This window comes from Mesorhizobium sp. CU3 (assembly GCF_006442965.1).
In the GTDB taxonomy this organism is placed as follows: Bacteria; Pseudomonadota; Alphaproteobacteria; order Rhizobiales; family Rhizobiaceae; genus Mesorhizobium.
The window spans coordinates 85153-111090 of the sequence record NZ_VFWX01000008.1 but is presented as its reverse complement, the minus strand read 5'-3'; the positions used below and the strand labels follow the sequence as shown (position 1 = coordinate 111090).

The 25938-nt window shown below is 63.9% G+C and carries 17 protein-coding genes; 14 read left to right on the top strand and 3 right to left on the bottom strand.

The window, feature by feature from the left end:
• Window positions 1-2: 2 nt before the first annotated feature.
• Window positions 3-1226: an ROK family transcriptional regulator gene (locus FJ988_RS14200; RefSeq protein ID WP_140818667.1), complete on the bottom strand. Its 1224-nt coding sequence runs from the start codon at window positions 1224-1226 to the stop codon at window positions 3-5.
• A gap of 243 nt (window positions 1227-1469) precedes the next feature.
• Here FJ988_RS14200 and FJ988_RS14195 point away from each other — a divergent pair, with 243 nt between their 5' ends.
• The 10 genes from FJ988_RS14195 to FJ988_RS14145 all read left to right on the top strand — a co-directional run bounded on the left by FJ988_RS14195 (window position 1470) and on the right by FJ988_RS14145 (window position 17921).
• On the top strand, window positions 1470-2474 hold the full coding sequence (locus FJ988_RS14195) for a sugar ABC transporter substrate-binding protein (protein ID WP_407067697.1): 1005 nt from the start codon (window positions 1470-1472) through the stop codon (window positions 2472-2474).
• A gap of 162 nt (window positions 2475-2636) precedes the next feature.
• On the top strand, window positions 2637-3698 hold the full coding sequence (locus FJ988_RS14190; RefSeq protein ID WP_140818663.1) for an ABC transporter permease: 1062 nt from the start codon (window positions 2637-2639) through the stop codon (window positions 3696-3698).
• Window positions 3695-4477 carry an ATP-binding cassette domain-containing protein gene (locus tag FJ988_RS14185; RefSeq protein WP_140818661.1) on the top strand — a complete coding sequence of 261 codons (783 nt, stop codon included), beginning with the start codon at window positions 3695-3697 and terminating at the stop codon, window positions 4475-4477. Before FJ988_RS14190 ends, FJ988_RS14185 begins: the two co-directional genes overlap by 4 nt.
• A 244-nt stretch (window positions 4478-4721) precedes the next feature.
• Window positions 4722-7184 carry a glycogen/starch/alpha-glucan phosphorylase gene (locus FJ988_RS14175; RefSeq protein ID WP_140818656.1) on the top strand — a complete coding sequence of 821 codons (2463 nt, stop codon included), beginning with the start codon at window positions 4722-4724 and terminating at the stop codon, window positions 7182-7184.
• Between the two features lie 74 nt (window positions 7185-7258).
• The gene (gene glgB / locus FJ988_RS14170; RefSeq protein WP_140818654.1) at window positions 7259-9481 is read left to right on the top strand and encodes a 1,4-alpha-glucan branching protein GlgB; all 2223 of its coding nucleotides are present in this window, start codon (window positions 7259-7261) and stop codon (window positions 9479-9481) included.
• Between the two features lie 52 nt (window positions 9482-9533).
• The gene (gene glgC / locus FJ988_RS14165; RefSeq protein ID WP_140818651.1) at window positions 9534-10799 is read left to right on the top strand and encodes a glucose-1-phosphate adenylyltransferase; all 1266 of its coding nucleotides are present in this window, start codon (window positions 9534-9536) and stop codon (window positions 10797-10799) included.
• A 78-nt stretch (window positions 10800-10877) separates the two neighbouring features.
• Window positions 10878-12323, top strand: a complete 1446-nt coding sequence (gene glgA / locus FJ988_RS14160) for a glycogen synthase GlgA (protein ID WP_140818649.1) — start codon at window positions 10878-10880, stop codon at window positions 12321-12323.
• Window positions 12324-12326: 3 nt separating this feature from the next.
• On the top strand, window positions 12327-13955 hold the full coding sequence (locus FJ988_RS14155) for an alpha-D-glucose phosphate-specific phosphoglucomutase (RefSeq protein ID WP_140818646.1): 1629 nt from the start codon (window positions 12327-12329) through the stop codon (window positions 13953-13955).
• 277 nt (window positions 13956-14232) lie between these two features.
• The gene (gene glgX, locus FJ988_RS14150; protein ID WP_140818644.1) at window positions 14233-16266 is read left to right on the top strand and encodes a glycogen debranching protein GlgX; all 2034 of its coding nucleotides are present in this window, start codon (window positions 14233-14235) and stop codon (window positions 16264-16266) included.
• On the top strand, window positions 16266-17921 hold the full coding sequence (locus FJ988_RS14145; RefSeq protein WP_140818641.1) for an alpha-glucosidase family protein: 1656 nt from the start codon (window positions 16266-16268) through the stop codon (window positions 17919-17921). The genes glgX and FJ988_RS14145 overlap by 1 nt, the downstream gene beginning before the upstream one ends.
• 15 nt (window positions 17922-17936) lie before the next feature.
• Here the strand turns inward: FJ988_RS14145 and FJ988_RS14140 are convergent, their stop codons facing one another.
• Entirely contained in the window at window positions 17937-19754 is a 1818-nt protein-coding gene (locus tag FJ988_RS14140) for a pilus assembly protein TadG-related protein (RefSeq protein WP_140818639.1), read from the bottom strand.
• Window positions 19751-20197 carry a TadE family protein gene (locus FJ988_RS14135; RefSeq protein ID WP_140818636.1) on the bottom strand — a complete coding sequence of 149 codons (447 nt, stop codon included), beginning with the start codon at window positions 20195-20197 and terminating at the stop codon, window positions 19751-19753. The genes FJ988_RS14140 and FJ988_RS14135 overlap by 4 nt, the downstream gene beginning before the upstream one ends.
• A gap of 293 nt (window positions 20198-20490) precedes the next feature.
• On the opposite strand from FJ988_RS14135, the gene FJ988_RS14130 reads away from it, so the two are divergent.
• The 4 genes from FJ988_RS14130 (at window position 20491) to FJ988_RS14115 (ending at window position 25920) form a co-directional block, all read left to right on the top strand.
• Window positions 20491-22083 carry a peptide ABC transporter substrate-binding protein gene (locus FJ988_RS14130; protein ID WP_140818634.1) on the top strand — a complete coding sequence of 531 codons (1593 nt, stop codon included), beginning with the start codon at window positions 20491-20493 and terminating at the stop codon, window positions 22081-22083.
• Between the two features lie 172 nt (window positions 22084-22255).
• Window positions 22256-23179, top strand: a complete 924-nt coding sequence (locus tag FJ988_RS14125) for an ABC transporter permease subunit (protein ID WP_140818632.1) — start codon at window positions 22256-22258, stop codon at window positions 23177-23179.
• Window positions 23172-24299: an ABC transporter permease gene (locus FJ988_RS14120; protein WP_140818630.1), complete on the top strand. Its 1128-nt coding sequence runs from the start codon at window positions 23172-23174 to the stop codon at window positions 24297-24299. Before FJ988_RS14125 ends, FJ988_RS14120 begins: the two co-directional genes overlap by 8 nt.
• A 1-nt stretch (window position 24300) precedes the next feature.
• The gene (locus FJ988_RS14115; protein ID WP_140818628.1) at window positions 24301-25920 is read left to right on the top strand and encodes an ABC transporter ATP-binding protein; all 1620 of its coding nucleotides are present in this window, start codon (window positions 24301-24303) and stop codon (window positions 25918-25920) included.
• The last annotated feature ends 18 nt before the right edge of the window (window positions 25921-25938 follow it).

Here is a 25938-nt window from a genome sequence, read left to right as displayed (position 1 = left end):
GGTCAGGCGCCCCCGGAAGTGTTTGGCCCGATGAGGAAGCGCTCGGACAGCGGCAGGCTGGCGCCGCCGAGCGCCCGGGCATGGATGCCGACGGTTCCCTCGCGCACGAAAGGCAATTTCAATCCCTCGGCGTCGATGCCGGCCATGGTTTGCCGGATTGCTTCCACAAGCCGGCGCCGCACTTCGAGCGGCATCCAGCCGTCGATCACCGCCGCCTCGAAATCGATGACCGAAGAGGCGGCCACGATGGCATAGGCGAGCGCGCGCGATGCACTGGCGATCCAGTCGTCGAGCTCGGCGCCGATGTCGCCCCAATCCTGCGGCGAGGTCCAAAGATAAGAGCCGTCGATGCCCTTGGCCGAAAGCGCCTTTTCCAGCATGGCGATCGAGGCGACGTCGATGAGCTGCGCCGGCTTGCCGTCCGGCCCCGGCACCGGCATCGAGCCCAGCGCGCCGGCATTGCCGTTGGGGCCGCTGTAGAGCCGGCCGTTGAGCACGATGCCGCCGCCGGCGAAGGCGCCGATGTAGAAATAGACGAAATCGCGAGCCCCGCCGCTCCGCCCGAAGACCAGTTCCGCCCCGCAGGCCGAGGTCGCGTCGTTCTGCAGATAGACCGGAAAGTCGCATTGCGCCTGGATGTTGGCGCGAATGTCGCGATGGCGCCATTCGTCCATGATGTCGCGCGGCGCGCCGGCCGTGTCGGCCCAGTTCCACAATTCGAACGGCATGGCGATGCCGAGCCCGGCGATGCGCTTGTCCTGCGCCGGCGTCAGTTCCGCGCGCATCTTCTTGATGCCCTCGGTGACGAACTCGACCGTCTCGCGCGGCGCCGGATAGCGGTAGGAATTGTGCAGCATGGCGCGCACATTGCCGAGGAAGTCGATCAGCACCAGCTCGGCCGAGCGCCGGCCGATCTTGAGGCCGATAAAGAAGGCGCCTTCCGGGTTGAGCGCCATCGGGATCGAGGGCTGGCCGATCTTGCCGCGCAGCGGCGCTTGGCGGACGAGCAGCTTGTCTTCCTCCAGCTCGCGCATGATCACCGACACGGTCTGTGCCGACAGTCCGGTCATGCGCGCGATGTCGGATTTGGCGAGGCTGCCATGCTGACGCACCAGCGAAAGCACGAGCCGCTCATTGTGGTCGCGCATGCCGCTCTGGTTGGTGCCGCGATGCAGCCGGCTTTCCAAAACCTCGGGCGAACCGTGCCTGGCAGTGCCGGTCTCCACCCCCTGTTCCTCCCGTCGTTTGCTTCGATGCTTTTGGGTCAGAATGAGTGAGCGGCGCAAGTGTGTCAATAATAAATAAGAGTGATTTAATTATTGACAGGCCTACCTCACTTGTGTTTTTTGAAGCTGCGCCCACGCTGGGTTAAGAATGTTGGGCGCGCAGGAGATGCCGGGTGGCCCGGCGTCCGCAATGGTTCCACTGGGAGGAAAATCGTGAGCAAGAAATCTCTTTTGAAGTCCACCGTGTTCGCTGCGGCCGGTCTGGGGCTGCTGGCGTTCGCCTCGTCGGCGTCGGCCGCCGGCGTCGGCGCCTGCCTGATCACCAAGACCGACACCAATCCCTTCTTCGTCAAGATGAAGGAAGGCGCGACCGCCAAGGCCAAGGAACTCGGCGTCGACCTCAAGACCTATGCCGGCAAGATCGACGGCGACAGCGACAGCCAGGTTGCGGCGATCGAAAGCTGCATCGCCGACGGCGCCAAGGGTATCTTGATCACCGCTTCCGACACCAAGGGCATCGTGCCGTCGGTTAAAAAGGCGCGTGACGCTGGCCTGCTGGTGATCGCGCTCGACACCCCGCTCGACCCGATCGATGCCGCCGACGCGACCTTCGCCACCGACAATCTCGAAGCCGGCAAGCTGATCGGCGCCTGGGCCGCCGCGACCCTCGGCGACAAGGTCAAGGATGCCCGGGTCGGCTTCCTCGACCTGACGCCGTCGCAGCCGACCGTCGACGTGCTGCGCGACCAGGGCTTCATGATCGGCTTCGGCATCGATCCCAAGGATCCCAACAAGATCGGCGATGAGACCGATCCGCGTATCGTCGGTCACGACGTCACCAACGGCAACGAGGAAGGCGGCCGCAAGGCGATGGAGAACCTTCTGCAGAAGGACAACACCATCAACGTCATTCACACCATCAACGAGCCGGCCGCCGTCGGCGCCTACCAGGCGCTCAAGGCCGTCGGTCTCGAAAAGCAGGTGCTGATCGTCTCGGTTGACGGCGGCTGCCCGGGCGTAAAGTCCGTCACCGAAGGCGTGATCGGCGCCACCTCGCAGCAGTATCCGCTGCAGATGGCGGCCCTCGGCATCGAGGCCATCGCCGCCTTTGCCAAGGACGGCACCAAGCCGAAGCCGACCGAAGGCAAGAACTTCTTCGACACCGGCGTCAATCTCGTCACCGACAAGCCGGCCAACGGCGTCAAGTCGATCGACACCAAGGAAGGCCTGGCCAAGTGCTGGGGCTGACATTCTGAAAGATCCACAAACCGTGCGGCTGGGGGCTTGATCCCCGGCCGCATCGGGTGGACGATGCGCTTTCGTCAAAGCGCGACAATCCTGGCGACAGACCGGAAGAAGCGTCGACGGCGCGCGCGGCAATGAGAAGGCCGCACGCAGACGGGAGGACACATGTCTCAGATACAGGAATTCGAAAAGGTACTTTCCGGCAGCGACACCAGCGTCGCAGCCTTCGACGAGCACAAATCGGCCGTCAAGCGCGCCCAGCACTTCCTGCATTCCACGCCTGCGGCTGTGCCGCTGATCGTGCTGGTTCTGTCGATCATCATCTTCGGCATCACCATCGGCGGACGTTTCTTTTCGTCCTACACGCTGACGCTGATCCTGCAGCAGATCGCCATCGTCGGCATTCTGGGCGCCGCCCAGACATTGGTCATCCTGACCGCCGGCATCGATCTGTCGATCGGCGTGATCATGGTGATTTCGGCCGTGATCATGGGCAATTGCGCCATCACCTACGGCATGCCGACCATTCTCGCGGTGGTGCTGGGGCTTGCCGCCGGCAGCGCCTGCGGGCTGCTCAACGGCTGGCTCGTCGCCTACATGAAGCTGCCGCCCTTCATCGTCACGCTGGGCACCTGGAACATCGTCATGGCGACGAATTTCATCTATTCGGCCAATGAGACGATCCGTGACGCCGATGTCGACGCACAGGCGCCGCTGCTGCATTTGTTCGCGGTAAGCTTCAGGGTCGGCTCTGCCGTGCTGACGCTCGGCGTCATTGCCATGGTGCTGCTGGTCGTGCTGCTTTGGTATGTGCTGAATCACACGGCATGGGGCCGCCACGTCTATGCCGTCGGCGACGATCCGGAGGCAGCCAAGCTCTCCGGCATCCAGACCAAGAAGGTGCTGATGGCCGTCTATACGCTTGCCGGCCTGATCGCCGCTTTCGCGGCCTGGGTCTCCATCGGCCGCAACGGCTCGATCTCGCCGTCCGCCGCCGTCACCGACTACAATCTGCAGGCCATCACCGCGACGGTGATCGGCGGCATCTCGCTCTTCGGCGGACGCGGCTCGATCCTCGGCACGCTGTTCGGCGCCATGATCGTCGGCGTCGTCTCGATGGGCCTCAACATGCTGGGCGCCGATCCGCAATGGAAGGTGCTTTTGACCGGCGTCCTGATCATCGGCGCCGTGGCGATCGACCAATGGATCAGAAAGGTTTCGGCATGACCCAGGAACCCATCCTCACGGCGCGCGGCCTGATCAAGCGCTATGGCCGCGTCACCGCCCTCGACAATGCCGATTTCGACCTCTATCCGGGCGAAATCCTTGCCGTCATCGGCGACAACGGCGCCGGCAAATCGTCGCTGATCAAGGCGATTTCCGGCGCGGCCGTGCCCGACGAAGGCGAGATCCGGCTCGAAGGCAAGCCCGTTGCCTTCAAGTCGCCGATGGAGGCCCGCGAGGCCGGTATCGAGACCGTCTACCAGAACCTCGCTCTGTCGCCGGCGCTGTCGATCGCCGACAACATGTTCCTCGGCCGCGAGATCCGCAAACCGGGCGCGCTCGGCAGTTGGTTCCGCATGCTCGACCGGCCGGCGATGGAAAAGCGCGCCCGCGACAAGCTCACCGAGCTTGGCCTGATGACCATCCAGAACATCGGCCAGGCGGTGGAGACCTTGTCGGGCGGTCAGCGCCAGGGCGTCGCGGTGGCGCGCGCGGCCGCCTTCGGCTCGAAGGTGGTGATCATGGACGAGCCGACGGCGGCGCTTGGCGTCAAGGAAAGCCGCCGCGTGCTGGAGTTGATCCTCGACGTCAAGAAGCGCGGCCTGCCGATCGTGTTGATCTCGCACAATATGCCGCATGTCTTCGAGGTGGCCGATCGCATCCACATCCACCGCCTCGGTCGCCGCCTTTGCGTCGTCGATCCGAAGCAGATTTCGATGTCGGATGCCGTTGCGCTGATGACCGGCGCCAAGAAGCCGCCGGAGGACGCGCTGGCGGCTTGATCCTCACGCCATATCCTGATGGCCGCGGGGGAGCTTGACGGGTCTTTTGCCAGAGCGGTTCGGCGTTTCACGCAATCGCCGAACCGCTCTAAATCTTTGTTTATGCGCAATTCCGGACGGAAAGCTGCCTCTCACTTTTCCTCGAATTGCTCTAAATCGATTGAAACAATGCTGCAACGCACTAAGATGGGCTGGGAGGAACGGCGAAAGCCGTTATGATCAGGCCAGCTGAACGAGAGGCGAAATGACATCCGCCATGACGATCGAAGTCCCGGTTCTCGACAATCCCGATCCCAAGACGCTCGCCGAGGAAGTCTTGCTGTCGCTGAAATACCGGGTGGGCAAGGACACAACCGTCGCCACGCCCTATGACTGGCTGACGGCCTCGATCAAGGTGGTGCGTGACCGCGTCGTCGACCACTGGATGCAGGCGACCAAGGAAGCCTACGACCAGCAGGAAAAGCGCGTCTACTATCTCTCGCTCGAATTCCTGATCGGCCGCCTGATGCGCGACGCCTTCTCCAATCTTGGCCTGATGGAGAACATGCGCGAGGCGCTGGCCTCGCTGGGAGTCGACCTCGACCTCATTGCCGGGCTCGAGCCGGATGCCGCGCTCGGCAATGGCGGTCTCGGCCGGCTCGCCGCCTGCTTTATGGAAAGCATGGCGACCGTCGACATCCCGGCTCACGGCTACGGCATCCGCTACGCCAACGGCATGTTCCGTCAGGAAATCCAGGGCGGCTGGCAGGTCGAGCTGCCGGAGACCTGGCTGGACCACGGCAATCCGTGGGAATTCGAACGGCGCGAGCGCTCCTTCGAGGTCGGCTTCGGCGGCTCGGTGGAATCGATCACCTCCAAGGACGGCCGCCTCGAACGCCATGTCTGGAAGCCGACCGAGCATGTGCTGGCCGTCGCCTACGACACGCCGGTCGCCGGCTGGCGGGCCAAGCGCGTCAACACGCTGCGGCTCTGGTCCGGCATGCCGATCGACCCGATCCTGCTCGACAAGTTCAACGCCGGCGACCACATCGGCGCGCTCGCCGAAAGCAACAAGGCCGATGCGCTGTCGCGCGTGCTTTATCCCGCCGATTCGCACATGGCCGGTCAGGAACTGCGGCTCCGTCAGGAATATTTCTTCTCCACCGCCTCGCTGCAGGACATCGTCCAGCGGCATTTGAGCCAGTATGGCGATCTGAAGTCGCTGCCCGACAAGGCGGCGATCCACCTCAACGACACCCATCCGGCGGTCGCAGTCCCCGAATTGATGCGGCTTCTGATGGACATCCACGGCATGGATTTCGACCTTGCCTGGGACGTCACCAAGCGCACCTTCGGCTACACCAACCACACGCTGCTGCCCGAGGCGCTGGAAAGCTGGTCGGTGCCGCTGTTCGAGCGGCTTTTGCCGCGCCATATGCAGATCGTCTATTCGATCAACGCGCAGGTGCTGCTCGAGGCCCGCGCCACCGGAAAATTCTCGGGCGAGCAGATCGCCCGCATCTCGCTGATCCAGGAGAGCGGCGAACGGCGCGTGCGCATGGGCAATCTGGCCTTTGTCGGTTCGCATTCGATCAACGGCGTTTCCGCGCTTCATACCGAGCTGATGAAGGAGACGGTGTTCGCCGATCTCCACAAGCTCTATCCCGACCGCATCAACAACAAGACCAACGGCATTACGCCCCGCCGCTGGCTGATCCAGTGCAATCCGGGCCTGACCGGGCTCGCCCGCGAAGCGATCGGCGATCGCTTCATGGATGACATCGAGGCCATCAAGGCGCTCGACCCCTTTGCCGACGACGCCGCCTTCCGCGAGAAGTTTGCCGCTGTGAAGCGGCAGAACAAAATAAGGCTCTCGAACCTCATCGCCGACCGGCTGGGCATCCGGCTCGACCCGTCGGCGCTGTTCGACATCCAGGTCAAACGCATCCACGAATACAAGCGCCAGCTTCTCAACATCCTGGAGGCGATCGCGCTTTACGACCAGATCCGTTCGCATCCCGAGCGGGACTGGATGCCGCGCGTGAAGATCTTTGGCGGCAAGGCGGCGCCGAGCTACCACAACGCCAAGCTGATCATCAAACTGGCCAACGATGTCGCCAAGGTCATCAACGGCGATCCGTCGGTGCGCGGACTGCTGAAAGTGGTGTTCGTGCCGAATTACAATGTCAGCCTTGCCGAAGTGCTGATGCCGGCCGCCGACCTCTCCGAGCAGATATCGACCGCGGGCATGGAAGCCTCCGGCACCGGCAACATGAAGTTCATGATGAATGGCGCGCTCACCATCGGCACGCTCGACGGCGCCAATGTCGAGATGAAGGAGCATGTCGGCGCCGACAACATCTTCATCTTCGGCCTCACCACGCAGGAGGTCGCCGACCGCCGCAGCAGCGGTTACAACCCGCGCGGCGTCATCGAGGCGTCCCCCGAACTGTCGCAGGCGGTGTCGGCAGTTTCGTCCGGCGTCTTCTCGCCCGACGACCCCAACCGGTACCGCGACCTCATGAACGGCCTTTACCAGAGCGACTGGTTCATGGTGGCGGCCGATTTCGATTCCTATGCCGACTGCCAGCGCGAGGTCGACACCGTCTGGCGCAACAGTCCCGACTGGATTGCCCGCGCCATCCGCAACGTCGCGCGTGGCGGCTGGTTCTCTTCCGATCGCACCATCCGCCAATATGCGAAAGAAATCTGGAACGTGCCTGCCTGATGTGATTGCATGAGATCACGACCAACGTGGTCTGACACAAAGCAAAATAATCCCCCGGGAGGGAATACCGCCTGATGAAGAAGCCGCGCGCGACCGCTGCGACAAGCGGGCCGGACGGTCTGGCGCCAGCCGGCGATGTCGCGGCCATCGTTGCCGGAACGCATGGCGATCCTTTTGCGGTGCTGGGCGTGCATGAGGCCGGCAAGGGCTTCGTCGCGCGCTGCTTCGTGCCCAATGCCGAATTCGTCACCGCCTATACGCTGGCCGGCAAGGATGTCGGGGAGCTTACGCGCCGCGACGATGCCGGCTTCTTCGAGGGCAAGGTTTCGATCCGCAAGCGCCAGCCGCTGCGCTTTCACGCCAGAAATGCCGGCGGCGACTGGTGGCTGACCGACCCCTATTCCTTCGGCCCGGTGCTCGGCCCGCTCGACGACTATTACATCGCCGAGGGCTCGCATCTCAGGCTCTTCGACAAGCTTGGCGCCCACCTCATCGACCATGAGGGCGCGACCGGCGTGCATTTCGCTGTCTGGGCGCCCAATGCGCGGCGCGTGTCGGTCGTCGGCGACTTCAACGACTGGGACGGCCGCCGCCACACCATGCGCGACCGCAAGGACACCGGAATCTGGGAATTGTTCATTCCCGATATCGGCGCCGGCCGGCCCTACAAATACGAGATCATCGCTCCCGACGGCGTGCGGCTGCCGCTCAAGGCCGATCCGTTCGCCTTCGAGTCCGAGTTGCGTCCGGCCACCGCCTCGGTGACGGCGCCGCCGATGGCGCATCAATGGGGCGACGAGGCGCACCGCACCTATTGGCGCAAGGCCGATCCGCGGCGCGAGGCGATGTCGATCTACGAGGTCCATGCCGGCTCGTGGCAGCGCCAGGATGACGGCAATTTCCTGTCCTGGGATCAACTCGCCGCGCGGCTCATCCCTTACGTGGTCGAGACCGGCTTCACCCATATCGAGTTCCTGCCGATCTCCGAACATCCCTACGACCCGTCCTGGGGTTATCAGACAACCGGTCTTTATGCGCCGACGGCGCGCTTCGGCGATCCAGATGGCTTCGCCCGTTTCGTCGATGGCGCGCATCGCGCCGGCATCGGCGTCATCCTCGACTGGGTGCCGGCGCATTTCCCGGTCGACGAGCACGGGCTGGTCCATTTCGATGGCACCGCGCTCTACGAGCATGCCGATCCGCGCCAGGGTTTCCATCCCGATTGGAACACCGCGATCTACAATTTCGGCCGCCGCGAGGTGGTGTCGTTCCTGGTCAACAACGCGCTGTTCTGGGCCGAAAAGTATCATGTCGACGGACTGCGCGTCGACGCGGTCGCCTCGATGCTCTACCTCGACTATTCGCGCAAGGCCGGCGAATGGATCCCCAACGAGAAGGGCGGGCGCGAGAATTTGCAGGCCGTCTCCTTCCTGCAGAAGATGAACAAGGAGCTCTACGGCCACCATCCGGGCGTCGTGACGATCGCCGAGGAATCGACCTCATGGCCGAAGGTCTCGCGTCCGGTACATGAAGACGGGCTCGGCTTCGGCTTCAAGTGGAACATGGGCTTCATGCATGACACGCTGGAGTATCTCTCCAAGGAGCCGATCTTCCGCAAGCACCACCACAACGACATCACCTTCGGCCTGACCTACGCCTTTTCGGAGAATTTCGTGCTGCCGCTCTCGCATGACGAGGTGGTGCACGGCAAAGGCACGCTGCTCAACAAGATGGCCGGCGACGACTGGCAGAAGTTTGCCACGCTGCGCGCCTACTACGCCTTCATGTGGGGCTATCCCGGCAAGAAGTTGCTGTTCATGGGCCAGGAATTCGCCCAGCGCCGAGAGTGGAGCGAGGAACGCGCGCTCGACTGGAATATGCTCGAATATGCGCCGCATCGCGGTGTCTGGCAGACGGTGCGGGATCTCAACTACCTCTACCGCTCGCGCCCGGCGCTGCATGCGCGCGACTGCGAGCCGGAAGGCTTTTCGTGGCTGATCGTCGACGACCGCGAAAACTCCGTCTTTGCCTGGCTGCGCAGCGCGCCCGACGGCAATCCGATCGCTGTCATCTCGAATTTCACGCCGGTGCCGCGCGAGGGCTACCGCGTGCCGCTGCCGAAGGCGGGCGAATGGCGCGAGATCATCAATACCGATGCCGCCGACTATGGCGGCTCTGGCATGGGCAATGGCGGCAAGGTCGAGGCCAGCGGGCAAGGGGGCGGCGTCTCCGCCAGCCTTTTGTTGCCGCCGCTGTCGACGATCATGCTGGAATTCGTAGCGGACCAGCGCAAATGATGGCGCGTATTGCGCCAGCCACGATCCGGGCAGCTTACTTGGGAGGGTAACGATGGCAGAACTCAAGAGAACCCAGCCGCTGGCGCGCGACGCCATGGCCTATGTGCTGGCAGGCGGGCGCGGCAGTCGCCTCAAGGAACTGACCGACCGGCGCGCCAAGCCCGCTGTCTATTTCGGCGGCAAGACGCGTATCATCGACTTCGCGCTCTCCAACGCGCTGAACTCCGGCATCCGCCGCCTCGGCGTCGCCACCCAGTACAAGGCGCATTCGCTGATCCGTCACCTGCAGCGCGGCTGGAACTTCCTGCGCCCCGAGCGAAACGAGAGCTTCGACATCCTGCCGGCATCGCAGCGCGTGTCCGAAACGCAATGGTATGAAGGCACCGCCGACGCGGTCTACCAGAACATTGACATCATCGAGGCCTACGGCCCCGAATACATGGTCATCCTCGCCGGCGACCACATCTACAAGATGGATTACGAGCTGATGCTGCGCCAGCATGTCGATGCCGGCGCCGACGTCACCGTCGGCTGCCTCGAAGTGCCGCGCATGGAGGCGACCGGCTTCGGTGTCATGCATGTCGACAAGAAGGACAACATCATCGCCTTCGTCGAAAAGCCGGCCGATCCGCCCGGCATCCCCGACAAGCCGGAATATGCTCTCGCATCGATGGGCATCTACGTCTTCAAGACCAAGTTCCTGATGGAACAGCTGCGCCGCGACGCTGCCGAGCCCGGCTCCAGCCGCGACTTCGGCAAGGACATCATCCCCTATATCGTGCAGCACGGTAAGGCGATCGCGCACCGCTTCGCAAAATCCTGCGTACGCTCCTCGCATGAGTCCGAGCCCTACTGGCGCGATGTCGGTACGGTCGACGCCTATTGGGAAGCCAATATCGACCTCACCGACGTCACGCCCGAGCTCGATCTCTACGACCGCGACTGGCCGATCTGGACCTACGCCGAATTGAAGCCGCCGGCAAAGTTCGTGCATGACGAGGATGGCCGCCGCGGCGAGGCAATCTCATCGCTGGTGTCGGGCGACTGCATCGTCTCCGGCGCGTCGCTGCGCCGCAGCCTGATCTTCACCGGCGCGCGCATCAATTCCTACTCCAAGCTCGAGGAAGTGGTGATGCTGCCCGACGTCACCGTCGGCCGCAAGGCGCGCCTCAAGCGCGTCGTCATCGACCATGGCGTCAACATTCCGGAGGGATTGGTGGTCGGCGAGGACCCGGCGCTCGACGCCAAGCGTTTTCGTGTATCGGAAAAAGGCATCTGCCTGATCACGCAAGATATGATCAACAAGTTGGCAACCTGATCGGCAGGCTGTCAGTTTGATCAGCAGGCTGTCAGTTTGATCACCAAGTTGTCACGTTAGCAGTGGATCGTTAGGCGCATGCAGGTTCTGTCGGTCACGCCCGAGATCTTCCCGCTGATCAAGACCGGCGGCCTTGCCGACGTGACCGGCGCCTTGCCGATCGCGCTGGCCGGCAAGGGCGTGGCGATGCGCACGCTGATCCCCGGCTATCCGGTGGTGATGGCGGCCTTCGCCAAGAAGAAACCCGTCTACCAGTATCCGCTGCTCCACGGCGGCAAGGCTTCGGTCCATGCCGTCAAGATCGGCGATCTCGATCTCTTCGTGCTCGACGCGCCGCATCTCTTCGACCGCCAGGGCGGCCCTTACGGCACCGCTTCCGGCGCCGACTGGCCGGACAATTGGCGGCGCTTCGCGGCGCTAAGCCAGGTCGGCGGCGACATCGCCGGCGGCGCCATCTCCGGCTATCAGCCCGACATCGTGCATGCGCATGACTGGCAGTCGGCGATGACGCTGGCTTACATGCGTTACGGCAAGGCGGTCGGCGTTCCCTCGCTGATCACCGTGCACAACCTTGCTTTCCAGGGCCAGTTCGGCGCTGGCATCTTCGGCGAGCTCGGCCTCCCAGGCGTTGCCATGCAGCTCGACGGCGTCGAATATTATGGCGGCGTCGGCTATCTCAAGGCCGGCCTGCAGGCCGCCTGGGCGATCACCACGGTTAGCCCCACTTATGCGCAGGAAATCCGCTCGCCGGAATTCGGCATGGGCCTCGACGGCCTCATCAACATGCGCGCCACCGATCTCTACGGCATCGTCAACGGCATCGATGTCGACATCTGGAACCCAGAGACCGACAAGCACCTGGTCGCCAACTATTCGGGCGACACGCTTGCCGCCCGCGCGAAAAACCGCAAGGCGGTCGAGGAGCGCTTCAGCCTCGAAGTCGACGACAGCCCGATCGTCTGCATCGTCAGCCGGCTGACCTGGCAGAAGGGCATGGATATCCTGGCCGCGGTCGTCGACGGCATCGTCGCCGCCGGCGCGCGCCTCGCCATCCTCGGCTCCGGCGATGCCGGCCTCGAAGGTTCGCTGCTTGCCGCCGCCGCGCGCCATCGCGGCCGCATCGGCGTCGTTGTCGGCTATGATGAGGGCTTGTCGCATGTCATGCAGGGCGGCTGCGACGCCATCGTCATCCCGTCGCGCTTCGAGCCTTGCGGCCTCACCCAGCTCTACGGCCTGCGCTATGGCTGCGTGCCGATCGTCGCCAGGACAGGCGGTCTCGCCGACACCATCATCGACGCCAACGAGGCGGCCCTCTCGGCAGGGGTCGCCACCGGCATCCAGTTTGCGCCCAACAATGGCGGCGCCATGCTGCATGCCATCCAGCGGCTGGTCGAGGTGCATGCCAGGCCCGCGACCTGGGCCTCGATCCAGCGCCAGGGCATGAAGGCCGATGTCTCCTGGGACAAGAGCGCCGAAAAATACGTCGAACTCTATCGCTTGCTGCTTTCGAAAAGGGCTGCCTGAGACATGATCAGAACCGTCCCCACCAAACCCTATACCGACCAGAAGCCGGGCACGTCGGGCCTGCGCAAGAAGGTGCCCGTGTTCCAGCAGGAGCACTATGCCGAGAACTTCATCCAGTCGATCTTCGACGCGCTGGAAGGTTTCGAAGGCAAGACGCTGGTGATCGGCGGCGACGGCCGCTTCTACAACCGCGAGGTCATCCAGAAGGCGATCGCCATTGCCGCCGGCAACGGCTTCGGCAAGGTGATGGTCGGTCAGGGCGGGATTCTGTCGACGCCGGCCGCCTCCAACATCATCCGCAAATACAAGACCTTTGGCGGCATCATCCTGTCGGCCAGCCACAATCCGGGCGGCCCGCACGAGGATTTCGGCATCAAGTACAATGCCGGCAATGGCGGCCCGGCGCCGGAGAAGATCACCGACGCGATCTTCGCCAAGTCGAAGGAGATCAAGAGCTTCAAGATCGCCGATATCGGCGAGATCGACATCGACACCATCGGCACCGTCAAGGCGGGCGACATGACGGTCGAGATCTTCGACCCGGTCAAGGACTACGCCGAGCTGATGGAAAGCCTGTTCGACTTCGACGCCATCCGCGCCAGTTTCAAATACGGCTTCCGCCTGCGCTTCGACGCCATGCATGCGGTGACCGGCCCCTACGCCAAGGAGATCTTCGAGCGGCGCTTGGGCGCGCCCAACGGCACCTGCCGCAACTTCAAGCCGCTGCCGGATTTCGGCGGCCATCATCCCGATCCGAACCTGGTCCACGCAAAACATCTCTATGACGAGATGATGGGACCCGACGCGCCGGATTTCGGCGCGGCTTCCGACGGCGACGGCGACCGCAATCTGATCATCGGCAAGGGCATCTTCGTCACCCCGTCGGACTCGGTGGCGATGCTTGCCGCAAACGCCACTCTGGCGCCCGGCTACAAGGAAGGCCTGAAGGGCATAGCGCGTTCGATGCCGACCAGCGGCGCCGCCGACCGCGTCGCCGAAAAGCTCGGCATCGGCATCTACGAGACGCCGACCGGCTGGAAGTTCTTCGGCAATCTGCTCGACGCCGGCATGGCGACGATTTGCGGCGAGGAGAGCGCCGGCACCGGTTCCAACCACGTGCGCGAGAAGGACGGTCTGTGGGCGGTGCTTCTGTGGCTCAACATCCTCGCCGTGCGCGGCGAGAGCTGCAAGGACATCGTCACCAAGCATTGGGAGACCTACGGCCGCAACTACTATTCGCGCCACGACTATGAGGAGGTCGAAAGCGACCGTGCCAACGCGCTGGTCGATGAACTGCGCGCCAAGCTCGGTTCGCTGCCCGGCACCAGCGTGCGTGGCCTCAAGATCGCCAAGGCCGACGATTTCGCCTATCACGATCCGGTCGACGGTTCGGTGAGCAAGAACCAGGGCATCCGGATCCTGTTCGAAGGCGGCTCGCGCGTCGTGCTGCGCCTCTCCGGCACGGGCACCTCGGGTGCCACGTTGCGCGTTTACATCGAGCGGTACGAGCCGGACAAGGCCAGGCACGACCTCGACACCCAGGAAGCGCTCGCCGACCTCATCGCCGCCGCCGACGACATCGCCGGCATCAAGAGCCACACCGGCCGCAACAAGCCGAGCGTGATTACTTGAGGATATCTTGGCGGTTGGCCGACACGCTCAATGTTTCGTCATCCACGGGCGGAGCAAGGAGCGAAGTGACGCGGCGCAGACCCGAGGATCCATGCCGTGACGTCAGGGCGTTGCCACGGTCCAGAATTCTGCTCCGCTGTACTCCACGCTTGAGGTCACGGCATGGATCCCAGGGTCTCCGCGACGGAGCTTCGCTCCTGCTTCGCCCTGGGATGACGACGTCGTGGAGGTTTTGGCCAATCTCCAACGTTTGCAACAACCAACGAGGTTGGCAAGCGTGAGCAATCTGGGCGCCAAGCTGTCGTTCAACGCTGTCGGCAAGGGCGTTCAATTTGCCTTTGCCTCGAAGAGCGCAACACGCGGCTGGGTTTCTTTGTTTGATCCGACCGGCGCGGTCGAGACACAACGCATAGAGCTGGTGCGAACCCCACTGCCGCCCCTGGGAGAGGATTGGGCGGCTTTTCAAGGCTTCGTGCAAGACATCAAAGCTGGCGCCCGTTACGGCTTTCGCGCGGACGGTCCCAATGCGCCAGAACGCGGCCTATGGTTTGATCCGGACAAGCTGCTCACCGACCCCTACGCCATCGAGATCGATCGTCCCTACCAGTACCACTGGCGGCTCGCTGCCAAACGCAACGAAGGCGCCGACACGGCCTCGCTGATGCCCAAGGCAATCGTGGTCGCACTGCCTGAGCCGGTGGCGCCGTTGCCGCCCGTCTTCCAGCCAGGCGGCCTGATCTACGAGCTCAACGTCCGCTCCTTCACCAAGCTGCATCCGGATGTGCCGGAAGCGCAGCGCGGCACCATCGCAGCACTCGCCCATCCCGCCATCCTCGATCATCTGAAACGCCTCGGCGTCTCCGCCGTCGAATTGATGCCGATCACCGCCTCGATCGACGAGCGGCATCTGCCGCCGCTGGGCCTGAGCAACGCCTGGGGCTACAATCCCGTCACCTTCATGGCGCTCGACCCGCGCCTGGCGCCGGGCGGCCTGAAGGAACTGCGTGACACCGTGGCGGCGTTGCGCAAGGCCGGCATCGGCACCATCCTCGACCTCGTCTTCAACCACACCGGCGAGAGCGACCGGTTGGGCCCGACTTTGTCGCTGCGCGGCCTTGACGCGCAGGCCTATTACACGCAGCTGCCGGATGGCCGCTTGGCCAACGACACCGGCACCGGCAACACCGTAGCCTGCGATCATCCGCTGGTGCGCGAGATGGTGCTAGACACGCTCCGCCATTTCGTGCGCCAGGCCGGCGTCGACGGTTTCCGCTTCGACCTCGCGCCGGTGCTTGGCCGCGTCAGTGGTTCGTTCGATCCGGACGCGCCGCTGCTTCGCGCCATCGCGGCCGATCCTGTGCTCGCCGACCGCGTGCTGATCGCCGAGCCGTGGGACATCGGTCCGAACGGCTACCAGCTCGGCAACTTCAGTGCGCCATACCTGGAATGGAACGACCGCTACCGCGACGATATCAGGCGCTTCTGGCGCGGCGATGCCGGCGCGATCGGTTCGCTCGCCACGCGGCTTGCCGGATCGTCCGATGTGTTCGGCAGGGAAGGCCAGCCGGTCAGCCGTAGCGTCAATTTTATCGCCGCGCATGACGGCATGACGCTGGCCGACATCGTTGCCTATGAGCGCAAGCACAACGCCGCCAATGGCGAGCAGAACCGCGACGGCCACAACGACAATCTGTCCTGGAACAACGGCGTCGAGGGCGAGACGGGCGACACGGCGATTGTGAAAGCCCGATCGAACGATCTGCGGGCGCTGCTGGCCACGCTCTTTGCCTCGCGCGGCACCGTCATGCTGACCGCCGGCGACGAATTCGGCCGCACGCAGCAAGGCAACAACAACGCCTATGCGCAGGACAACGCCATCACCTGGCTCGATTGGACCGGCCGCGACCGGGCGCTCGAGACATACACATCGGCGCTGTCGGCGCTGCGTCGCGCCTTCCCGGCCTTGACCGACACGCGCTTTCTCACCGGAAAGCCGCCGCAAGGCTCGGACATTCCCGATGTCGCCTGGCTGGCCGAGACCGGCGCGCCTTTGAGCGAAGCCGACTGGAACGATCCCGCGCGCCATCGCCTCGTCATGCTGCTCGGCGATGGCGAAGGCGACCGCCTTGCGGTCCTGGTCAATGGCGACCGCCGCCAATGCGTCTTCGCCTTACCCACGCGGGAGGGTTTTGCGTGGCGTCCGGCAATCGAAGGACAGTCGGTCGACATGGCGCGGCCGCTGCCAGGCCGCAGCGTCAATTTTATGATCGAAGGCCGGGTCAGGAAGGCCCGCGCCAGGAAGGGTTCCTGATGGGTGGCGAGAATGCGGAGCAGGGGGCCGAGTGGTGGCGCGGCTGCGTCATCTACCAGATCTATCCGCGCTCCTTCCAGGACACCACCGGCGACGGCAGCGGCGACCTGAAAGGGATCACCGCGCGGCTTGGCCATGTCGCCTCGCTCGGCGTCGATGCCATCTGGCTGTCGCCCTTCTTCAAGTCGCCGATGGCCGATATGGGCTACGATGTGTCCGACTACCGCGACGTCGATCCGATCTTCGGCACGCTCGAGGACTTCGACGCTTTGATCGCCGAGGCGCATCGGCTGGGGCTGAAGCTCATCATCGACCAAGTGATCTCGCATTCTTCCGACAAGCATGAATGGTTCGTCGAAAGCCGCGCCAGCCGCGACAACGCCAAGGCCGAATGGTATGTCTGGGCCGACGCCAGACCGGACGGCAACGCCCCCAACAATTGGCTGTCGGTCTTCGGCGGACCATCCTGGGAATGGGACGCCACCCGCCGGCAATATTACATGCACAATTTCCTTGCGGCGCAACCTGATTTGAACTTCCACACGACGCAGGTGCAGGACGCGCTGCTCGACACCGTTCGCTTCTGGTTGGAACGCGACGTCGACGGCTTTCGCCTGGACACCGTCAACTATTACGTCCACGACCGCTGGCTGCGCGACAACCCGCCTTTGGCCGCGAGCGTCGCCGGCACCAATGGCTCGACCAGCACCTATGCTTTCCAGGAGCATCTGTTCGACAAGTCGCGCCCCGAAAACCTCGATTTCCTGAAGCGCTTCCGCGCTTTGCTCAACGAATACCCGGATCGCGCCGCGGTCGGCGAGGTCGGCGACGAGGAGCGCTCGCTGCAGACGCTCGCCGCTTACACATCGGGCGGCGACAAGCTGCAGATGTGCTACACGTTCGACCTGCTCGGGCCGCAATTTTCGGCCGCTCATGTGCGCGGCTGCGTCGAGGCGTTCGAGAAGGCGGCGCCCGACGGCTGGGTCTGCTGGGCCTTCTCAAACCACGACGTCGTGCGCCATGTCAGCCGATGGACCAGGCCCGGCGACAACCCGGACGGGGTGGCCAAATTCTCGATCGCGTTGCTTGCCTGCCTGCGTGGCTCGATCTGTCTCTACCAAGGTGAAGAGCTTGGCCTCGAGGAAGCGGAACTCGCCTATGAGGATCTGCGCGATCCGCTCGGCATACGCTTCTGGCCGGGCGTGAAGGGCAGGGATGGCTGCCGCACGCCGATGGTCTGGGAAGCCGGAGCCGAAAATGCCGGCTTCTCGACCGGCAAGCCTTGGCTGCCGGTGCCGCAGGCGCAGCGCGCCCGCGCGGTGGATGTGGAGAATGGCGAGGATGCTTCGGTGCTTGCCGCCTATCGCGCGGTGCTGGCGCTGCGCAAGCGCCATCCGGCGCTGAGCGGCGGCTCGATTCGTTTCCTCGATGCGGAAGGCGATGTGCTGGCGTTCATCCGTGAGCTTGACGGGGAAAAACTGCTTTGCGTCTTCAACTTCGCCGGCGAGGCGGCAGGCTGGGCGCCGCCGCCGGAGCTTGGCGATGTCGAGGTGACGGCGCTTGCCGTCGATGTCGCCGGGGTTCTTGGCGGCGTGCTGGAGGAAACGGGGGTGGCGCTGCCGCCTTTGGGCTGTTTCGTCGGTGCGCTTGGCTGATCGCCTCGATGGGAGTTACTGGACCAGCACCGAGCGTCCGCAGGTCGCGCCGGTGACCCGCACGTCGGCCTCGCCGACACGCACGCCGAGCGCGCCGAGCACGTTGTAGAGCAGGCTGTCGACCGGCGCGGTCACACCGTTGAGCACCGTTACCACCGCCGGCTTCACCGTGCCCAGAAGCGCGGTGACATCGATGCCGAGGCCAAGCGCGCTGACCGTCAGCGACAGATTGTTGACCAGCGATGTGGTCAGCGACTGCGTCAGGTTCTTGGTCGACACCGTCTTGATCGTCTTGTTGGCGATATCGGTGGCGTTGAAGGTCAGGTTGGTCGGCGCCATGTTGGTGATCGAAAAGGCCGATGAGCCGTTGATCTGGATCAGGCTGAGATTGATCAAAAGCAGCTTCAGGCTGACATCGGCGATTTCGGCGTTGGTGAAGGATTGCGGCTTGGTGAAGTCGGCGAAGCCCGTGGCATTGCTGTCGGCGAGATGCGCCTCTACCACGCCAGGCTGGGCGGCGATCGAGACCTGGATGCTCGAGGGACCGGTCGGACAGCTGATATCGGTCAGCTTGGCTTCCGCATAGGCGACCTCGACATTGAGCGGCAGGTTGACCGCGAGCAGCTTGACGCCGCCGCCCAGATTTACGCCGGCATTGCCGTTTCCATTTCCATTGCCGTAGCCGTTGCCATTGTTGCCGTTTCCAATGCCGACGCTGGCGTTGAGCTTGATGCGCGTCTGCGCCGTGCGGACCACGGTTCCTGCGCCTCCCACCGAAAGCCAGGCCGAATTCTGCATCGGCTCGCCGATGGCGATGGCAAGCGTCGTCGATGTCAGTCCCGGTATCGTGGCGCCGAGATTGACCGCAACCTGGTTGCTGCCGTTTGCCAAGGCCGCCGCCGCCGTCAGCATGCTGAGCGCACTAGCCGAAACGTTGAGTCCCGGCGGCTTCTGGCCGATGCCGAGATTGCCGACCGTGCCGAGATCGATCAACGTGCTGAGCGGGATCTTGACGCTGTTGGTGGCGCTGGAGGCCATGATCTGCAAGGCCACCTTGGCCGTATTGCCAAGCCCGGGAACGTTGGCCATGGCCGTGGCGATCTGTCCGACCGTTGCCTTCGAGGCGAGCACGTCGCTGTAGGAAACGCCGGTCAGGTGCAATTGCGTCGCCAGCGCATCGGTGAAGGAAAGCACATCGATATCGGCCGAGACCAGCGAATTATAGTCCATGACGCTAAGCGAGACGTTGCCGCCGAGAAGGCCGCCGAGCAACGCATTGAGAAGGCCGCCATTGAGGCTGGCGAGCCGCGAGCCGACCGAGAAGGCTGCTTGCGGCTGCGCGCTGGCGATTGCACTCGTGCCGATCGTCGGCGGCGCCATGATCGAGCCGGCAAAATAGAGCGTGCCTTGCTTCTTCAGCGTCACCTGCACGGCATTGTAGGGCGTTTTGCCCGCCTCGAAGCGGCTGCCGGCGGCGACGGTGGTGATCCCGGTATAACGTCCCGGCGTCACCTGGATGACCGCCTTCGTCGCGGTCGGCGCGACCGTCGCGCCCTGCTGCTGGACGGCGACAGAGGTGATGCCGTTGTCGCTCAGCGTGGTCAATGCCGCCTGCTGGGCATTGTTGATGTTCGAGGCCGCGGTGATCGCCGCAAGGTCGGCGATCGACTGCGCGGCACGGCGTTCATTGTAGAGCGCGCCCTGGTCCACGGCGAAGGCGGCCAAGGCCAGCGCCACCGGCGTGCACAGCGCCGTCATGACGGCGAAATTGGCGGTCCTGTCGGCGAGCAGCCGCCGCGTCGTCGCCAACAATCCCCCCTTGGTGCGCATCATATGCCTCCGACGCGGATCGTCGACTGGCGCTGGATCGTCGTGCCCGGCAGCGGCAGGCTTTGGAACAGATTCCAGATCGGCAGGTTGCGCGCGTCGTAGGTGACCGAGACGACGAACTGGCTGCCGTCGGCGACGCTGTCCTGCGCGTTGACCGTCAGCTTCTTGGGATCGACGAAGGGATAGCCTGAGACATCGTTGGCGATGAAATCGGTCACAAGCGCCTGCCGCTCCGTCTGGTTGAGCCCGGCGATCGCCGTTCGCGCCGCATCGGCCGCGATCTGCTGCACCGAATGGCTGGCGCCGAAATAGATTCCGTATGCAACCATGCCGAGCAGAAGCAGGATGAAGACCGGCGCTAGCATGGCGAATTCGATCGCCGTCGTGCCCGCGGCGTCCACCCGCAAACGAGACCACGAAACGGAGCTTTTTCGGTTCTTCAGCATGGTGCGCAGAATGCCAAAACCTGCTTGCAGAAACAGAAAATGCGCTGAACAACCGACAGGTGTGCCAAGTTGAAGTCAGGCTCTAAGCTTTTAGATTTCGCTGATTTAGCGCAACGGCGCTCACTTAGCGTCAATCAGGCAATGGTTGAAATAAAATACTCCTCTGTCTAGTCTCCTGCCACCCGCCGCCGGAAGGGACCGGCGGCACGCTTGAAACGGCCGTTTCAACGGTTCCGGAGCGTCAACACTTAAGGAGGTGTGGCTGAGGGGCCGCGCCGACAGGGAGAAACTTCATGCTGAAAAACATGCTGAAGGCGACGGTGTTCGCCACTACCATGGCGCTGTCCACGGGTGCCTTCTACACGCACGCTTTTGCCGAAGTTGTCTACAACCGCGGCAGCGCCGCGGAGCCTGAATCCGTCGATCCGCACAAGACCTCGACCGTCTACGAAGCCAACATCCTGCGCGACCTGTTCCAGGGACTGGTCATGCAGGACGAGAAGACCAATCTCATCCCCGGCGCCGCCGAGAGCTGGACCGTATCGGACGACGGCACCGTCTATACCTTCAAGCTGCGCAAGGATGGCCTGTGGTCGGACGGCAGCCCGGTGACGGCCGAGGATTTCGTCTATGCCTTCCATCGCCTGGAGGACCCGGCGACCGGCGCCGAATACGCCTCGATGCTCTATCCGGTGAAGGGAGCCGAGGACTTCAACACCAAGAAGGGCAAGGCCGATGACATGGGCGTGAAGGCCATCGACGCCAACACGCTGGAGATCACGCTGAAGGCGCCGACGCCTTACTTCCTCGAGATGCTGACCCACCAGGCGACCTATCCGGTCAACAAGGCCTCGATGGACAAGCTTGGCGCCGACTGGATCAAGCCCGGCAACCTCGTCTCCAACGGCGCCTATACGCTGGCCGAGTGGGTGCCAAACGACCATCTCAAGCTGGTCAAGAATCCGAAATTCTGGGACGCGGCCAGCGTCAAGATCGACACCGTCAACTACATCCCGACCGAGGACCGCTCCTCGGCCATGAAGCGTTTCGAGGCCGGCGAGCTCGACAGCTATGACGACCTGCCGACCGAGCAGCTTGCCGACCTGAAAACCAAGTTCGGCGACCAGATCCGCGTCGGGCCGTATCTCGGCACCTACTACTACGCCATCAAGACCGACAAGGAGCCGTGGAACAACATCGAGCTGCGCAACGCCATCTCGATGGCGATCGACCGCGACTTCCTCGCCGAGAAGGTCTGGCAGAACTCGATGCTGCCCGGATATTCGATGGTGCCTCCGGGCGTCGAGGGCTACACGCCGTCGCTCGCCAAATTCGCCGACATGTCGCAGATCGACCGCGAGGACGCGGCCAAGAAGGTGCTGGAGAAGCTCGGCTACACGCCCGAGCATCCGCTGAAGATGGAGATCCGCTACAACACCTCGGAGAACCACAAGAACACCGCGGTGGCCATCCAGGAACAGCTGAAGCCGCTCGGCGTCGAGGTGACGCTGCTCAACACCGACACCAAGACCCACTACGGCTTCCTCGAGCAGAAGGGCAATTACGACGTCGCCCGCGCCGCCTGGATCGCCGACTACAAGGATCCCGAGACCTTCCTCGGCATCTCGCGCAAGGCGAGCGGCAACAACTACTCGAACTATGACAGCCCGGCTTACGAGGCTGCCATGGACAAGGCCGCCGCCGCCGGCGGCAAGCCGGAAGAGCGCATGAAAGACCTCGCCGACGCCGAGCGCATCCTCGTCGACGATGTCGGCCAGATCCCGCTGCTCTATTACAGCTACCACGACATCGTGTCCTCGAAGCTGCATGGCTTCACCGACAATGTCATGGACATCCATCCGTCCCGCTTCATCACCAAGGACTGACCGGAAACCTTGGCCGCGCCGCCGCTTTCTTTTGAGAGCGGCGGCCGCGGTCTGTGGTCGTGCCGGGCTGAAAGTCAGGTTGGATTTTCAACTGCCTGGTGCGAAGATCAGAGATGCCAATGCGCCGGATCTTCGTCTGGAGAGCCGTCGCCCTGGCTGAAGCGGGGCGCCGATGCTGCGTTATGTCTTCCGGCGGTTGTTGACCGCCATTCCGACGCTGTTCGTCATCGTGACGGTGGCGTTCTTCCTGATCCGCGTCGCCCCGGGCGGCCCGTTCAACCAGGAGCGGGGGCTTAGCCCCGAGATCAGGGCCAATATCGAGGCCCAGTTCGGCCTCAACGATCCGCTCTGGCTGCAATATGTCCATTATCTCGGCAATTTGCTGCGCGGCAATTTCGGCCCGAGCTACAATCTGCCGGATTTCACCGTCACCGAGCTGTTCGCCAAGGGCCTGCCGATCTCGATCCAGATCGGCACCTCGGCCCTTGTGCTGGCGCTGCTGCTCGGCTCGGTCCTCGGCACCATCGCGGCGCTCAACCAGAACAGGATTGCCGACTATTCGGTGATCGCTTTGGCCACCGCCGGAAGCACTATCCCGACCTTCGTCATCGCGCCGGTGATCCAGCTTGTCTTCGGACTGTCCTGGAAACTCCTGCCGATCGGCGGCTGGGGTGATGGCGCCCTGATCAACAAGGTCGGCCCGGTGCTGACGCTGGCCCTGCCGCAGATTGCCATCGTAGCCCGGCTGATGCGCGGCTCGATGATCGAGAGCCTGCGCTCGCATCATATCCGCACCGCCCGGGCGCTCGGCCTCTCCGACTGGTCGGTGGTGGTCAAGCACGCGCTGCGCGGCGCCGTGCTGCCGATCGTCTCTTTCACCGGTCCGGCGGCGGCGGCGCTGTTGACCGGCTCGATCATCGTCGAGACGATCTTCTCCATCCCCGGCGTCGGCCGCTATTTCGTCGATGCCGCGCTCAACCGCGACTATACGCTGGTCATGGGCACCGTGGTGGTGATCGCGCTCTTCACCATCGTCTTCAACCTGATCGTCGATCTGCTCTACGCGGTGGTCGATCCGAGGGTGCGCTATGACTGACATCGCAGCCGCCGCCGCACCGCCGGCCGTCGTCGGACGCTCGCTCTGGGGCAATGCCTGGGCGCGGCTGAAGCGCAACCGCGCCGCCATGTTCAGCCTCTATTATCTGGCTTTCATCGCCGTCATCAGCGTGTTCGGCCCCTGGGTCGTGCCGCATGAATACACCACCATCTATGGCGACTACGTGCGCATGCCGCCGAGCCTCTCGGCCTACCCCAAGCCGGACATGATCCAGGGGGCGCTGACGGACGCCACCAAGCGCATGCGCGTCGACGTCAAGGAATGGCATCAGGACGGCAATCGCGTCATCGTCACCCTGATTTCCACCAAGCCGATCGACGATCGCAACGTGCGCTATCTCGACCGCTCCGACGCTTTCGACGACACAAAGATCGAGAACAAGTCGCCCGACGGGCTCGAAGTGACGATGAGCACCGCCATCAAGCAGCAATATTTCTACTTCGGCACCGACAACACCGGGCGCGACCTCTTATCGCGCACGCTGATGGCCGGGCGCATCTCCTTGGCCATCGGCCTGCTTGCCGGCGTCGTCGCCGGCGTCATCGGCGTCGTCTACGGCGCTACCGCGGGCTTCGCCGGCGGCCGTGTCGACGAGGTGATGATGCGCATCGTCGACGTGCTCTATTCACTGCCCTTCATCTTCTTCGTCATCATGCTGGTGGTGTTCTTCGGGCGCAATTTCGTGCTGATGTTCCTGGCCGTGGGTGCCGTGCTGTGGCTCGACATGGCCCGCATCGTGCGCGGCCAGGCGCTGTCGATCCGCCGGCAGGAATATGTCCAGGCTGCCGAAGCCATGGGCGTCGGTCGGCGCGGCATCCTGTTGCGCCACGTCATCCCCAACCTGCTCGGGCCGGTGGTGATCTACATGACGCTGCTCGTGCCGCAGGTCATCATCCTGGAGAGTTTCCTGTCCTTCCTCGGCCTCGGCGTGCAGGAGCCGATGACCAGCTGGGGCGTGCTGATTTCGGTCGGCGCGAAAAACATCGGCTACGCCAACTGGCTGCTGCTTTTCCCGGCCTTCTTCCTCGTCTCGACGCTGTTCGCGCTGAATTTCGTCGGCGACGGCCTGCGCGATGCGCTCGACCCGAAAGACCGCTGACATGGCTGCTTCCGAAACCATCCTCAGCGTCAAGGACCTGCGCGTCCGCTTCCAGACCCTCGACGGCACCGTGGAGGCGGTCAAGGGCATCAACATCAAGGTCAATGCCGGCGAGACGGTCGCCGTCGTTGGCGAATCCGGCTCCGGCAAGAGCCAGACGATGATGGCGGCAATGAACCTGTTGTCCTCCAACGGCGAGGCGACTGGCCATGTCGACTATCGCGGCAGCAACCTTTTGACCATGACCAAGAGCGAGCTCAACAAGGTGCGCGGCCGCAAGATCAGCATGATCTTCCAGGAGCCGATGACCTCGCTCGATCCGCTCTACACCATCGGCAACCAACTGATCGAACCGATCCGCCGCCATCGCGGGCTGTCCGCGGCCGCGGCGCGGGAAGAGGCGCTGAAGCTGCTCAGGCTGGTGCACATTCCCGATCCCGAGCGGCGGATGAAATCCTATCCGCATGAAATGTCGGGCGGCCAGCGCCAGCGCGTCATGATCGCCATGGCCTTGGCCAACGACCCCGACATACTGATCGCCGACGAGCCGACCACGGCGCTCGACGTCACCATCCAGGCGCAGATCCTGATGCTGCTTGCCGAACTGCAGCGCAAGCTCGGCATGGCGATCGTCTTCATCACCCACGATCTTGGCATCGTGCGCCGCTTCGCCGACCGCGTCTATGTCATGCGGCAGGGCGAGGTGGTGGAGGAGGGCGAGGCCGAAGCGCTCTTCGCCAACCCGCAGCATGCCTACACCAAGATGCTGCTCGCGGCCGAGCCGACCGGCACCAAGTCGCCGCCGCCGGCCAACGCGCCTGTGCTGCTCGAGGGCCGCAATGTCGAGGTGGTTTTCAAGATCGGCGGCGGCTTCCTCGGCGGCGAGCCGCTGATGCTGCGCGCGGTGGACAAGATCTCGATGCGGCTGAAGCGCAACCAGACCATCGGCATCGTCGGCGAATCCGGCTCCGGCAAATCGACGCTCGGTCGTGCGCTACTCAGGCTCTTGCCCAGCGACGGCGTCATCCGCTTCGGCGACCGCGACATCTCGCAAGCCGACAAGCAGACGATGCGGCCGCTGCGGCATGAATTGCAGCTGGTATTCCAGGACCCGTTCGGCTCGCTGTCGCCGCGCATGACGGTCGGCCAGATCATCACCGAAGGCTTGCTGGTGCATGAGCCCTCGCTGACGTCGAAACAGCGCGACCAGCGCGCCGTCGAGGCGCTGCGCGAGGTCGGCCTCGACCCCAATGCGCGCAACCGCTACCCGCACGAATTCTCCGGCGGCCAGCGCCAGCGCATTGCCATTGCCCGCGCCATGATCCTGAAGCCGAAAGTTGTGGTGCTGGACGAACCGACCTCGGCGCTCGACAGATCGGTGCAGAAGCAGATCGTCGAATTGCTGCGCAAGCTGCAGGCCGACCACGAACTGTCCTATCTCTTCATCAGCCACGATCTCGCGGTCGTGCGCGCCATGGCCGACTACATCATCGTCATGAAGCAGGGCAAGATCGTCGAGGAGGGGCCGACCGAAGAGATATTCGGCAACCCGCGCGAGGCCTACACCCAGACGCTGATGAACGCGGCGATCGATTCGAAGCGGTTCAGGGCGAGCGCGTAAGGCGAGGGCGGCGGCCAG

Bases quoted from the DNA above. Each gene is read 5' to 3' on its own strand.
- FJ988_RS14190 (WP_140818663.1), top strand. From the start codon at position 2,637: ATGTCTCAGATACAGGAATTCGAAAAGGTACTTTCCGGCAGCGACACC.
- FJ988_RS14185 (WP_140818661.1), top strand. From the start codon at position 3,695: ATGACCCAGGAACCCATCCTCACGGCGCGCGGCCTGATCAAGCGCTAT.
- FJ988_RS14175 (WP_140818656.1), top strand. From the start codon at position 4,722: ATGACATCCGCCATGACGATCGAAGTCCCGGTTCTCGACAATCCCGAT.
- glgB (WP_140818654.1), top strand. From the start codon at position 7,259: ATGAAGAAGCCGCGCGCGACCGCTGCGACAAGCGGGCCGGACGGTCTG.
- glgC (WP_140818651.1), top strand. From the start codon at position 9,534: ATGGCAGAACTCAAGAGAACCCAGCCGCTGGCGCGCGACGCCATGGCC.
- glgA (WP_140818649.1), top strand. From the start codon at position 10,878: ATGCAGGTTCTGTCGGTCACGCCCGAGATCTTCCCGCTGATCAAGACC.
- FJ988_RS14155 (WP_140818646.1), top strand. From the start codon at position 12,327: ATGATCAGAACCGTCCCCACCAAACCCTATACCGACCAGAAGCCGGGC.
- FJ988_RS14145 (WP_140818641.1), top strand. From the start codon at position 16,266: ATGGGTGGCGAGAATGCGGAGCAGGGGGCCGAGTGGTGGCGCGGCTGC.
- FJ988_RS14140 (WP_140818639.1), bottom strand. From the start codon at position 19,754: ATGATGCGCACCAAGGGGGGATTGTTGGCGACGACGCGGCGGCTGCTC.
- FJ988_RS14135 (WP_140818636.1), bottom strand. From the start codon at position 20,197: ATGCTGAAGAACCGAAAAAGCTCCGTTTCGTGGTCTCGTTTGCGGGTG.
- FJ988_RS14130 (WP_140818634.1), top strand. From the start codon at position 20,491: ATGCTGAAAAACATGCTGAAGGCGACGGTGTTCGCCACTACCATGGCG.
- FJ988_RS14125 (WP_140818632.1), top strand. From the start codon at position 22,256: ATGCTGCGTTATGTCTTCCGGCGGTTGTTGACCGCCATTCCGACGCTG.
- FJ988_RS14120 (WP_140818630.1), top strand. From the start codon at position 23,172: ATGACTGACATCGCAGCCGCCGCCGCACCGCCGGCCGTCGTCGGACGC.
- FJ988_RS14115 (WP_140818628.1), top strand. From the start codon at position 24,301: ATGGCTGCTTCCGAAACCATCCTCAGCGTCAAGGACCTGCGCGTCCGC.